The organism is Ignavibacterium sp. (assembly GCF_025998815.1).
In the GTDB taxonomy this organism is placed as follows: Bacteria; Bacteroidota; Ignavibacteria; order Ignavibacteriales; family Ignavibacteriaceae; genus Ignavibacterium.
Genome location: NZ_AP026678.1, coordinates 408,786 through 421,634 on the forward strand (window position 1 = coordinate 408,786; position 12,849 = coordinate 421,634).

12 protein-coding genes and 2 tRNA genes are annotated in these 12,849 nt (G+C 35.1%); 11 read left to right on the forward strand and 3 right to left on the reverse strand.

From position 1 onward, the window contains the following. Window position 1 precedes the first annotated feature (1 nt). The 3 genes from Q0X14_RS01670 to Q0X14_RS01680 form a co-directional block, all read right to left on the reverse strand. Window positions 2-1,561 carry an acyl-CoA carboxylase subunit beta gene (locus Q0X14_RS01670; protein WP_297841579.1) on the reverse strand — a complete coding sequence of 520 codons (1,560 nt, stop codon included), beginning with the start codon at window positions 1,559-1,561 and terminating at the stop codon, window positions 2-4. A gap of 21 nt (window positions 1,562-1,582) precedes the next feature. After that, entirely contained in the window at window positions 1,583-1,990 is a 408-nt protein-coding gene (mce, locus tag Q0X14_RS01675) for a methylmalonyl-CoA epimerase (RefSeq protein ID WP_297841582.1), read from the reverse strand. A gap of 218 nt (window positions 1,991-2,208) precedes the next feature. After that, on the reverse strand, window positions 2,209-2,901 hold the full coding sequence (locus Q0X14_RS01680; protein WP_297841584.1) for a M15 family metallopeptidase: 693 nt from the start codon (window positions 2,899-2,901) through the stop codon (window positions 2,209-2,211). 215 nt (window positions 2,902-3,116) lie between these two features. Here Q0X14_RS01680 and Q0X14_RS01685 point away from each other — a divergent pair. The 11 genes from Q0X14_RS01685 to rny all read left to right on the forward strand — a co-directional run bounded on the left by Q0X14_RS01685 (window position 3,117) and on the right by rny (window position 12,818). Beyond that, window positions 3,117-3,202 (forward strand) — tRNA-Leu (locus Q0X14_RS01685). A 322-nt stretch (window positions 3,203-3,524) separates the two neighbouring features. Continuing rightward, a tRNA-Val gene (locus tag Q0X14_RS01690) sits at window positions 3,525-3,598 on the forward strand. A gap of 226 nt (window positions 3,599-3,824) precedes the next feature. Next, window positions 3,825-5,762 carry a threonine--tRNA ligase gene (gene thrS, locus Q0X14_RS01695; RefSeq protein ID WP_297841587.1) on the forward strand — a complete coding sequence of 646 codons (1,938 nt, stop codon included), beginning with the start codon at window positions 3,825-3,827 and terminating at the stop codon, window positions 5,760-5,762. Window positions 5,763-5,782: 20 nt separating this feature from the next. Further along, a complete protein-coding gene (infC, locus tag Q0X14_RS01700; RefSeq protein ID WP_297844710.1) occupies window positions 5,783-6,328 on the forward strand; it encodes a translation initiation factor IF-3 in 546 nt (181 codons plus the stop codon). Between the two features lie 3 nt (window positions 6,329-6,331). After that, entirely contained in the window at window positions 6,332-6,523 is a 192-nt protein-coding gene (rpmI, locus tag Q0X14_RS01705; RefSeq protein ID WP_014560300.1) for a 50S ribosomal protein L35, read from the forward strand. A gap of 19 nt (window positions 6,524-6,542) precedes the next feature. Next, window positions 6,543-6,890, forward strand: a complete 348-nt coding sequence (gene rplT / locus Q0X14_RS01710) for a 50S ribosomal protein L20 (RefSeq protein WP_297841590.1) — start codon at window positions 6,543-6,545, stop codon at window positions 6,888-6,890. 70 nt (window positions 6,891-6,960) lie between these two features. Beyond that, a complete protein-coding gene (gene pheS / locus Q0X14_RS01715; RefSeq protein WP_297841592.1) occupies window positions 6,961-7,974 on the forward strand; it encodes a phenylalanine--tRNA ligase subunit alpha in 1,014 nt (337 codons plus the stop codon). Window positions 7,975-7,976: 2 nt separating this feature from the next. Beyond that, a complete protein-coding gene (pheT, locus tag Q0X14_RS01720) occupies window positions 7,977-10,379 on the forward strand; it encodes a phenylalanine--tRNA ligase subunit beta (protein WP_297841595.1) in 2,403 nt (800 codons plus the stop codon). Between the two features lie 3 nt (window positions 10,380-10,382). Then, window positions 10,383-10,694: a hypothetical protein gene (locus Q0X14_RS01725; RefSeq protein ID WP_297841598.1), complete on the forward strand. Its 312-nt coding sequence runs from the start codon at window positions 10,383-10,385 to the stop codon at window positions 10,692-10,694. Between the two features lie 31 nt (window positions 10,695-10,725). Further along, a complete protein-coding gene (locus Q0X14_RS01730; protein WP_014560305.1) occupies window positions 10,726-11,022 on the forward strand; it encodes a cell division protein ZapA in 297 nt (98 codons plus the stop codon). 233 nt (window positions 11,023-11,255) lie between these two features. Beyond that, window positions 11,256-12,818, forward strand: coding sequence for a ribonuclease Y (rny, locus tag Q0X14_RS01735; RefSeq protein WP_297841601.1), 1,563 nt, complete (start codon window positions 11,256-11,258; stop codon window positions 12,816-12,818). Window positions 12,819-12,849 lie beyond the last annotated feature (31 nt).

Genomic DNA, 12,849 nt, shown 5'->3' on the forward strand with positions numbered 1-12,849 from the left:
ATTATAACGGAAGATTAGAATGTTTTTTGGGAGGATTTGTATCCTTCTTGGTTCTCAGAGACTCTAATGCTCTGATAATTCTGAACCTTGTGTTTCTTGGTTCAATTACATCATCAAGATATCCGTATTTTGCAGCAACATAAGGAGTTGCAAATTTTCTCTTGTACTCTTCTTCTTTTTGCTGAAGAAATTTCATTCTTTCTTCAAGGTCCTGAATATCTTTGTACTCTTTACTGTAAAGAATCTCTATTGCACCTTTTGGTCCCATCACAGCTATTTCAGCTCCTGGCCATGCATAGTTAATGTCACCTCTCAAATGCTTTGAACTCATCACATCATAAGCCCCACCATAAGCTTTTCTTAAAATTACTGTAACTTTTGGAACAGTTGCTTCTCCATAAGCGTAGAGCAATTTTGCACCGTGAATTATTATTCCACCATATTCCTGAGCAGTTCCTGGTAAGAAGCCGGGCACATCAACAAATGTTACTATTGGAATATTGAATGCATCACAGAATCTTACAAAACGTGCTGCTTTTCTTGATGAATTAATATCAAGTACACCAGCAAGATAATTTGGTTGATTAGCAACGATTCCTACAGGCATTCCGTTAAATCTCGCAAAACCGATGACGATATTTGGAGCGTAATGTCTTTGAACTTCTACGAATTCATTGTAGTCAACTACAGCGTGAATAATATCTTTTACATCGTAAGGTTTACTTGGGTTTTCAGGAATAATTTCATTTAATGAATCTTCAAGTCTGTCAATCGGATCATCGCAGGGAACAATCGGAGGATCTTCAAGATTATTTTGAGGCATATAACTTAAAATTTTTCTTATAAGTGCAATACCTTCTTGCTCATCTTCAGTCACAAAATGTGTTACACCGGATTTAGCACCGTGAACCATAGCTCCACCAAGTTCTTCTTCTGTTACAGTTTCACCGGTTACAGTTTTTACGACCTTCGGTCCTGTAACGAACATATAACTCGTATTTTTCGACATAATAATAAAATCAGTTAAAGCAGGTGAGTAAACTGCACCACCAGCACAAGGACCAAATATTGCTGAGATCTGAGGAACGACTCCTGATGCTAATATGTTTCTTTGAAAAATTTCTGCATAACCTCCAAGACTTTTTACGCCTTCCTGAATTCTTGCACCACCACTGTCATTTATTCCTATAATGGGTGCGCCAACTTTCATGGCTTTATCCATTATCTTACAAATCTTTTGTGCATACATTTCTGACAATGAACCACCAAATACAGTAAAGTCCTGTGAGAAAACATAAACCAGTCTTCCGTCAATTGTACCATATCCGGTTACAACACCATCCGATAAGTAAGTCTCTTCGGCTAAACCAAAATCAATGCAACGATGCGAAACAAACATATCGAATTCTTCGAAGCTACCTTCGTCTAAAAGAAGTTCGATTCTTTCTCTTGCTGTTAGTTTACCTTTTTTATGCTGGGCTTCAATTCTCTTTGGACCTCCACCCATTCTTGCTTTTTCTCTGAGATCAAGTAACTCTTTGATTTTATCTTGTGCAGCCATTTTATTCTCTTAATAAATTTATTATTCAGGTTTTTCACAAAATTCAGTTAATACACCAAAAGTAGATCTAGGATGAAGGAATGCTATGTTCAAACCCTCTGCACCTTTGCGCGGTTGTTCGTCAACTAATCTTACACCTTTGGATTTTACTTCTTCAAGTTTTTCTTTTAATCCTGTTACTGCAAATGCAATATGATGTATTCCTTCGCCTTTGTTTTCTATGAATCTCCCAATTGGTCCATCAGGTGATGTTGTTTCAAGCAATTCTATTTTAGTTTGTCCGACCATAAAAAAAGCTGTCTTAACTTTTTGATCCGCAACTTCTTCAACTGCATAACATTTCAATCCTAAAACCTCTTCGTAAAATTTTATTGCTTCGTGAAGATTTTTAACCGCTATGCCGATGTGTTCAATATGAGTAATGCTCATAATATCACCAATTTTATTTTGAAAGGATTGTTAAATATCAAATTAGAATCGCCTCACTTTGACAAACAAAGTGCCACAGAAAAGTTTTTATAATAATTAAGTAGTTCAAAACTTTTAATAGTATATAAAAATTTTTGTTGCTCTAAATCACTTAATCATTCCAATCTGTGAGAAAAAATTTTTTAATAATAAGATTATTATTGATTTAACAAATAATATTATTCAATAACAAAATTGTAGTAAGTGGTTGGATAAGGTTCATTAATTAAGGTATAATGCCACCATTCTTCTGACAGATTCTTAAATCCATGTTTTGTCATAAGTGAATACAAAAGCATTCTGTTTGCTCTTTGTTGCGGAGTTATTTTATTGTTCATTGTGTGTGAAAGAGGATGAAAGCAATCGAATCCTGTTCCCATATCGAGAGAATTATCTTTGAATCTTTCATTAACAGATTTATAACATTCACACTGATTATCAAAATCAAATTTCGGTTGTTCATCAACAGGCAATGGAACAATTGTTAAATCAACAGTACTTCCTCTGCTATGACCAGATTTTTCTGCTATGTATCCTTCCACAAACAATTTGCTTTTGTCAATGGTAGGATAGAATTCTTTTTTAGTAAGTGTATCAGATAAATCTTTTGCCCATTTAACAAAATCATCAACTGCTCTTTGAGGTCTGTATGCATCATAAATTTTTAATGATAATCCAAACCTCTTTAACTCTTCCTGCACCTTTGCTAATGAATCTGCTGCAGGTTTTGTTATGAAACATTTCTCGGCATTATATCCATCTGCTTTCCGGCCAAGAAAATTATGGTCTGAATAATATCTTAAATCAATAATAATATCCGGAATTACTTCTCTTATCTCAACAAAACCATCCGGGATTTGAGAAAGACGCATTAAATGGAAAAGCGAAAATGATGTAGATTATAGAACAGATAAGAATTTGTCTCATTTAAGATGCTCAGATTTATTAGCGATAAATTTCCTTTGTGAAATTAACAATAAAACTTTAATGAAAGATGGAAAAAAAATTTTACAAGATAGAATATTGGATTTCTTGTTAGAAAATAACACTTTAAGTATATTTGTCCGCCAAAATTAAATGTACTTTTGCCGGGGTGGCGGAAGTGGTAGACGCACAGGACTTAAAATCCTGTGGCCCTTTTGGGCCGTGCCGGTTCGAGTCCGGCCCTCGGTACTAAATGAAATGTACAATTAGATTTTTAATTGTACATTTTTAATTTAAATGTTCAGGTCTTTTTTATATTGGGCTCTTAGCTCATCCGTTAGCTAACGGAGGTTAGAGCGTCCGACAAGTCGGGGAGGTCAAAGGTTCTGCGAAGCATCCTTCGGAGAGTCCTTTAGAGCCAAAGAAATTTATTTTTTATTGATTAGGGCTCTTAGCTCATCCGTTAGCTAACGGAGGTTAGAGCGTCCGACAAGTCGGGGAAGTCAAAGGTTCTGCGAAGCATCCTTCGGAGAGTCCTTTAGAGCCAAAGAAATTTATTTTTTATTGATTAGGGCTCTTAGCTCAGTTGGTTAGAGCGTCTGCTTGACGTGCAGAAGGTCAAAGGTTCGAGTCCTTTAGAGCCCACAAAATTTACTATTGAATCATGGCTCTTAGCTCGTCCGTTAGCTAACGGAAGTTAGAAGTTCTGCTTGACTTGCAGAAGGTTAAAGGTTTCGCGAATCATCTTTCGGAGAGTTCTCTAGAGCCAAAGAAAGAGTTCGATAATTGATAAGATAATTTTTTGATATTTTAATTTCATTTTAGTTTTAATCCCGCACAAGCGGGAAAATTTTTATTAAAGATAAATTTTATGGATAAAATAAAAATAAAATTTCCTGATGGTTCAGTAAAAGAATTTGATAAAGGTGTAACTGGTTATCAGATAGCTGAATCAATTTCAAAACGACTTGCTGAAGAAGCTCTTGCAGTTAAAATAAATGGAAGAGTTCGTGAGCTTAATATACCAATTAATGAAGATGCAGAAATTCAGATTCTTACTTTTGATGATGAGGAAGGGAAGGAAGTCTACTGGCATTCGTCTTCACACTTGATGGCTCATGCAATTCAGTCACTTCATCCGGAAGCAAAGTTTGGTGTTGGTCCTGCAATTGAAAATGGATTCTATTATGATTTCGATATCAACACTCAGCTTAGTGAAGATGATTTAAGAAAAATTGAAGAAAAGATGATTACTATTGCCGGTGAAAATCATCCATTCGAAAGAGTTGAACTTCCCAAAGAAAAAGCAATTGAGTTCTTTTCTAAAAAAGGAGACCAATACAAACTTGAAATACTTAGTGAACTTGATGATAAGAATGAAGTAATTAGTATTTATAACGAAGGAGACTTCACTGACTTATGTACAGGTCCGCATCTTCCTTCAACTGGTAAGATTAAATATGTTAAACTGCTTAGCGTGTCCGGTTCTTATTGGCGTGGTGATGAAAAGAATAAACAGCTTCAGAGAATTTATGGAATCTCTTTCCCAAAAAAGAAAATGCTTGATGAGTATCTTCAGAAACTTGAAGAGGCAAAAAGAAGAGATCATCGAAAGCTTGGAAAAGAGTTAGAGATTTTTCTGATTACAAATAATGTTGGTCCAGGATTGCCAATCTGGTTACCCAAAGGAACTATTCTTAGAGAAACACTCGAAAACTTCTTGAAGGAAGAGCAGAGGAAAAGAGGATATTTACCTGTAATAACTCCTCATATCGGAAACATAAATTTGTATAAAACCAGCGGACACTATCCTTATTATAAAGATAGCCAGTTTCCACCGATAAAGTTTGAGGAAGGTAATGAAGAATATCTTCTTAAACCGATGAACTGTCCTCATCACTTTCAGATTTATGCTTCAAAGCCAAGAAGTTATAGAGATTTACCTATTCGTTATGCTGAGTTTGGTACTGTTTATCGTTATGAGCAATCAGGTGAACTTAATGGTTTGACTCGTGTAAGATGTTTCTCAGTTGATGACTCACACATTTTTGTAAGACAGGATCAACTTAAAGAAGAAGTTTGCAATGTAATTGAGTTGATTCAGGTTGTATTTAATCAAATGGGATTTAAGGAGTTTACCACTCAACTTTCATTTCGTGATGATAATGTTGAAAAGTATGGTGGTGATTTAAGTTTGTGGGATAAAGCTCAGCAGGAAATTAAGGAAGCTGCCGATATGATGGGCTTAAATTATATAATTGAAGAAGGAGAAGCAGCATTTTATGGACCTAAGATAGATTTTATGGTTAAAGATGCTTTGGGAAGAAAATGGCAGCTTGGAACTGTTCAGATTGATTATGTTATGCCGGAAAGATTTAACCTGGAATATATCGGAAGCGATGGACAGAAACATCGTCCCGTGGTTATTCATCGTGCACCTTTTGGTTCGCTGGAAAGATTTATTGGAGTGCTGATTGAACATTATGCAGGTGAATTTCCTTTGTGGTTAGCTCCCGTGCAGGTTGCTGTCCTGCCAATTTCACAAAACTATTTAGATTATGCAACAGAAGTTTATAATGCATTGAAGCAGAATGGTATTCGTGCTGAACTTGATGACAGGAATGAGAAGATTGGTTACAAGATAAGAGACTGGGAGACGAAGAAGGTAAAATATATGGTAATCGTTGGTGAAAAAGAGAAAGAAAATAAAACCGTATCAGTCCGTCAGCACAAAGAAGGTGACAAAGGTTCTTTGGGAATATCAGAATTTATTGATAAAATTGCAGCCGAAATTAAAAATAAATCTTAAAACAATAAGAGAGGTTATTTATCTCAGATAAAAAATCAGTTCGTGTAAACGAAGAAATCAAAGCTCCAAAAGTAAGAGTTATTGATTTTGATGGAACTCAAAGGGGTATTTTTACTGTTCGTGACGCCATTAAATTAGCTGAAGAGCGTAAACTTGATTTGGTTGAAATTGCTCCTCAGGCTGATCCACCGGTTTGTAAAATAATTGATTACGGAAAGTTCAAATACGAACAGCAGAAAAAAGAAAAACTTCAGAAGAAAAATCAGATTGTTTCAGTCCTTAAAGAAATTCGTTTGCATCCAAATACGGATACTCACGATTTTGACTTTAAGGTAAGACACGCAATAAATTTTATTGAAGAAGGTAATAAGGTTAAGGTATCGGTTTTGTTCAAAGGTAGAGAAATGGCTTACACAGAAAAAGGTGAAGAACTTATTCAGAGATTTATCGAGAAATTATCCGACATAGCAAAAGTTGAATCCGAACCTAAAATGGAAGGTAGGAATTTGTCGGCTATATTAGTTCCGCAATCGAAAAAAGGTAAGAAACAAAAACAACAAGGTTAAGATATGCCAAAAATGAAAAGTAACAGAGGTGCTGCAAAGACTTTCAAGAAAACAGCATCAGGAAGATTTAAGAGAAAGAAGGCTTACAAAAGTCATATTCTTACTTCCAAGTCAAGAAAAAGAAAAAGAAACTTAAGAAAACCAACTCTCGTATCTAAAGCAGATGAAAAGAGAGTTAAAATAATGGTTCAATAAAGAACAAGAGGATATAACTATGCCAAGATCTAAAAATAAAGTCGCTTCGCACAGACGCAGAAAGAAAATTCTTTCGCTTGCTAAAGGTTATTGGGGTGCGAGAGGTAATGTCTATACTATTGCAAAAAATTCGGTTGAAAAAGGATTACTTCACGCTTACCGTGACCGTAAACTTAAAAAGAGATCATTCAGACAACTTTGGATAACAAGAATCAATGCTGCTGCAAGAATGAATGGTACTACTTATTCAAGATTAATAGATGCACTTAACAAAAAGGGTGTTGAAATTAATCGTAAAGTTCTTGCTTCGCTTGCATTGGAAAATCCAAATGCATTTTCTGAATTAGTTAAGTTTACTCAGAACTAATTTTAACCCTCAGAGAAATTTTCTTTCTGTTGATATTCTCTGAGGGCATTACTTTAAATAAAGATGTAATATGCTGGATGAAATTATTACCCAAATTAAGAACGAATTCGAGAAAGATATTCAGGAAGCTGATTCTCTGAAGAAACTTGAGGAGATCAGAATAAAATATCTTGCACGAAATGGTTCTGTAACCTTACTGTTTGATAAACTTAAAGAAGCATCAAAAGAAGAAAAACCTCTGCTTGGTAAAAAACTAAACGAGCTTCGGAATTCTGTAACAGAAAAATTCAATTCAAAAAAAGAGCTTCTCGAAAAATCAGAATCATCATCAAAAGAATTTATTGATCTCACACTTCCGGGCAGACCTGTTAAACTCGGAAGCAAACATATCTTAACTCAAACACTTGAAGAGATTAAACAGATTTTCAAGTCAATGGGATTTTCGGTGTTTGAAGGACCTGAACTCGAATCAGATTACTACAATTTTGAAGCACTTAATTTTCCTGCAGATCATCCGGCTCGCGATATGCAGGATACATTTTTCATCAATCAGAAATTTCTGTTGCGAACTCACACTTCTCCTGTGCAAATAAGAGTAATGGAATCAATGCAACCGCCAGTTCGCGCAATTATGCCGGGCAGAGTTTATCGTAATGAAGCAATTAACGCAAGAAGTTATTGTACATTCCAGCAGGTTGAAGGATTATATGTTGATACCGATGTTACTTTTGCAGAACTGAAAGGAACACTGGTATCATTTGCTAAACAATTTTATGGAAGTTCTCTTAAATACAGATTCAGACCAAGTTTTTTCCCATTCACAGAACCCAGCGCTGAGATGGATATCACTTGTTTCATTTGCAATGGAGATGGTTGTCGCATATGCAAAAATTCCGGCTGGCTTGAAATTCTTGGCTGCGGAATGGTTGACCCAAATGTCTTCAAATATGTCAATTATGATTCAGAAAAATATGTCGGCTATGCCTTCGGAATGGGAATAGAAAGAATTGCTTTACTTAAATATGGAATAAACGACATCAGATTATTCTTTGAAAATGATTTAAGATTTTTAAGGCAGTTTTAATTATGAAAATATCTCTCAACTGGTTAAAAGAATATATTGATCTCAGCAATCTCTCAACTGACGAAATAGTAGATAAGCTCACTATGTCCGGACTTGAAGTAGAAGATGTTGTAGATGAAAATCAGCTTTACAAAAATTTTATTGTTGCAGAAGTTAAATCAGTTGCAAAACATCCTAATGCTGATAAGCTAAGTGTTTGCGAAGTTTTTGATGGGAAAGAAAGTCTTCAGGTAATTTGTGGAGCACCAAATGTTGCTGCGGGACAAAAAGTTGTCTTCGCACCAATAGGAACAGTAATTCCAAACGGAAATTTTCAGATTAAAAAAGCAAAGATTCGTGGTGTAGAATCAAATGGAATGATATGTGCCGAAGACGAACTTATGCTGAGCGATGATCATTCCGGCATTATGGTATTAAATGAAAATCTTGAAGCAGGGAAGCCAATCACTGAAGCACTGAATCTTAATGATGTAATCTTTGAAATTGCTGTTACACCAAACAGACCTGATGCTCTTTCACATATTGGTGTGGCAAGAGATTTATCAGCTATATTCAACCGCGAGCTTCGAATTCCTGAAATAAATCTTAAAGAATCAAAAAAGATAGCGAGTGAAATTGCTTCAGTTGAAATTGTTGACACAACTAACTGTCCTCGATATTCAGCCAAAGTAGTACTTAATGTTGAAGTTAAAGAATCACCCGAATGGCTAAAGAACAAATTAACCAAAATTGGTTTAAGACCAATCAATAATATTGTTGATGTAACGAATTTTATTCTTCACGAAATTGGTCAACCTCTGCATGCTTTTGATCTTGATCTTCTCGAAGGAAAAAAAATTATCGTTAAGAGCACAACTGAAGAAAAAGAATTTATAACTCTTGATTCAAAAGTCAGAAAACTTCCCAAAGGAACTTTGATGATTTGTGATGCGAAAAGGGAAGTTGCAGTTGCCGGAGTGATGGGCGGAGAAAACAGTGAGATAAATTCTTCGACAAAAAATATTTTAATTGAAAGTGCTTACTTCAATCCTTCAAGCATACGCAAAACATCAAAAGCACTTCAATTGAGTACCGATTCTTCATATCGTTTTGAAAGAGGAACTGATCCAAGCATAACTAAATATGCTGCAGAAAGAGCTGCTCAACTTATAGCAGAAATTTCAGGCGGTGAAGTTGCTGAAGGAATTATTGATGTTTATCCGAAATTAATTGAACGGAAAGAAATTACTTTACGATATCAGCGGGTTACTAAAATTCTTGGTTATGAAATTTCAAAAGAAAAAATCCATCAGATACTTCACGGACTTGGTATTGCACTTAAAGATTTAGATGAAAATTCATTGCTTGCTTCAATACCAACTTTTCGTCCTGACATTGAAAGAGAAATTGATCTGATAGAAGAAATTGCCCGCATAAACGGATATGATAACATCCCGGTTGTTTCCAAAATAAGTATTACTCTTGAGCAAAAAGTTGATCAGCAAAAGTTTGAAGATGATGTAAGGAATATCATTTCGTCATTAGGATTTTATGAAATGATAAACAATCCACTTGAATCAGAATTGGAAGCAAAGTTAACGGGTAATCAAATTACATTGGCTAATCCACAAAGTGTTGAGATGAGCTGCCTTAGAACATCATTATTGGCTGGTGCACTAAATTCAGTTAAAAGAAATCTGAACTTTGGAATCAGAGATATGATGCTGTTTGAAATTGGAAATGTATTCAATAAGAAAATAGATTCAGCTATAGTATCCTTTGATGATATTTCTGAAAAGCAAAATCTTATATTGGTTTTATCCGGAAAAGAGGAAGAAAAATCCTGGAACACTCAGGAAAAGTTTTTTGATTTTTATTCCCTAAAAGGATTAGTCAATTCCTTTACTCGCAAAATTTCGCTTGACAATCAGCTAACTGATTTTTATTATTCGAGTGAGAATGAAATATATAGTTTTTATCAGACCAAAAACTTCAATAACAATGTTGTTGGAGTTGGTGGCAAAGTAAAAAAAGATGTTCTTAATAAGTTTGATGTCAATCAGGATGTTTTTGTTTTTGAGTTCGATTTAACTGCTATTAAACAGATTAAACCTGAAATTAAAAAGTATGTTGAACCTCCAAAGTTTCCGAAGATTATCAGAGACTTTGCATTTGTGTTCGATAAATCGGTTCAGTATCTGGATGTTAAAAATTTCATACTTGAAAAAGCATCTAATCTTTTGAAAAATGTTGAGCTGTTTGACATATTTGAAAGTGAAAGTTTGGGAAGTAACAAAAAAAGTATGGCATTTACGCTTGAGTTCTTTGATGAATCAAGGACTTTGACGGAAGATGAAGTTGAGAAAGATTTTAATTATCTTATAGCAGAAATTTCTAAAAAATTTAACGCAAAGCTAAGAGGATAGTAATTGTTCGATTTCACTAAATATGATGCACTGATTCAGGATTTAACTTTAATTGAATCCGAAATTGCAGCCATTGTTGAAAAACTTAGAGTTTCAACTGAAAGAGAGCAAGAGCTGGAAATTCAATTAGCTAAAGCCAGACAGGAAAATGCAGTTCTTCTGAAGAGAATTAATGAATTGGAACATCAGTTAGAAAATTCGCAAATCAAATCAGAGAACGAGTATTTTGGTTCGCTCAATACAAAAGAAAAAGAAGTTTTAAAACAAAAAATTCAAAATTTAATAACAAGAATAGAATATCATTTAAGTTCTTAGTACAATTTGTGTTTGATGGTAAGGACATTTAATGAACGAAAAAAAGAAGCTGAAAATAAAAATCTTCGATAAAGAATATTCTCTGCTGGTTGAAAATGAAGAGATTGCAAAGGAACTGGCAATCTATGTGAATAAAGTAATGGAAGAGACAAAAGAAGAGCTACCGGATCAACCGGCTCAAACTATTGCAATTATTGCATGTTTGAACATAGCATACGATTTATTTCTTGAGAAAAATAAAAACAGAGAATTCCTTATTCAGGCATCTGATAAGGTTAAAAGAATTAAGCTTCTTGTCAAACAAACCGAAATGTCCGATCCATCATAAGGTTTTCCGCACTGCCGCTTACATAAATGGAAAACTAACAGTAAGACTAATTGGGAATGTGGACTTCGGCGTGTATTACAGGCCTCGTTCCGACTCGTTCGGAAATTGCATTTCGATGCAGCAGTGGAAGTAAAAAGCGTTCGAGCACATACCCACCGTGGTAATTAGGGTTTTCCCTATTTATCCGTCGGCAGTTGCGGACTTATTTTTTAACTTATGATGTCGGAGGAAATATGGACCTGATTATACTGATTCCAATGATTGCGGTTCTGCTCGCTTTGTTCTTTTACCTCGGCTGGTGGTTTAATTCTAAAACTGGTAAAAAAAGCATTGTATCTGCCGAAGCAAGAGCTGAACAAATCATACAGGATGCTCAAAAAGAAGCTAACAACATTAAAAGAGAAAAACTTCTCGAAGTAAAAGATGAATGGTATAAAAAGAAAGTTGAATTTGATAACGAAGTAAATCAGAAAAAGCAGAAGCTTGCAAATTTAGAAAAGCAACTTCTTGCTCGTGAAGAAAACAGCGAAAAAAGATACGACCTCATCATTCAGAAGGAACGCGAAGTCAGAAAGCTTGAGAAAGAACTTGCTGACTTAAAACTCTCTCTCGATAAGCGTTCCGAAGAAATCAAAAGACTTGAACAGGAACAAAACGAAAGACTTGAGAAAATTTCAGGGCTTACCTCAGAAGAAGCAAAGAAAATTCTCATCAATAATATGATTGATGAAGCAAAAGCTGATGCTGCTCAAATAATTAAAGAGATTTATGACAAAGCAAAAGCTGATGCTAAAAAGGAAGCTCAGAAAATTATTGTTCAGGCAATTCAAAGAACTGCTGCCGATCATTCAATTGAATCTACTGTTTCTGTAGTTCAGATTCAGAATGATGAAATGAAAGGAAGAATTATCGGAAAAGAAGGAAGAAACATTCGTGCTTTTGAAGCTGTTACCGGAGTTGATGTAATTGTGGATGATACACCGGAAGCAGTGATACTTTCTTCATTCGATCAATTCAGAAGAGAAATCGCAAGAGTTTCACTCGAAAGATTAATTGCAGATGGAAGAATACATCCTGCAAGAATTGAAGAAGTTGTTCAAAAAACTACTCAGGACCTTGAAGAAGAAATCCTTCGTGAAGGAGAAAATACTCTGCTTCAGCTTGGATTGCATAATATGCATCCTGAGCTTGTTAAACACATAGGTAAAATGAAATATCGTTCGAGCTACGGACAAAATCTTCTTCAACACAGTATAGAAGTAGCTTATCTCACAGGCATTATGGCAGCTGAATTAGGACTTGATCCGGTGCTTGCAAAACGAGCCGGATTACTTCACGATGTCGGCAAAACAGTTGATAAAAGTATCGAAGGTCCTCACGCACTTATTGGATATGATCTTACCAAAAAGTATAAAGAACATCCGATTGTTGTTAATGCTGTTGGTTCACACCACGAAGATATTGAAATGGAACATCCGATTGCAGCATTAGTTCAATCAGCAGATGCAATAAGTGGTGCACGCCCCGGTGCAAGAAGAGAACCACTTGAAAGTTATGTTAAAAGATTGGAGAATCTTGAAACGCTTGCTCGTTCATTTGAAGGTGTCGCTAAAACTTATGCGATTCAGGCAGGAAGGGAAATTCGTGTGGTAGTTGAAAATGATAAAGTTGATGATGTGGTTGCTGACAGACTTGCGCGGGAAATAGCTCAAAAGATTGAAGAAGAAATGGAATATCCTGGTCAGATAAAAGTTACTGTGATAAGAGAAGTAAGAAAAATCGCAATAGCAAAATAATTTATTTTTCGGAAGCTGCTCTTAATTATGG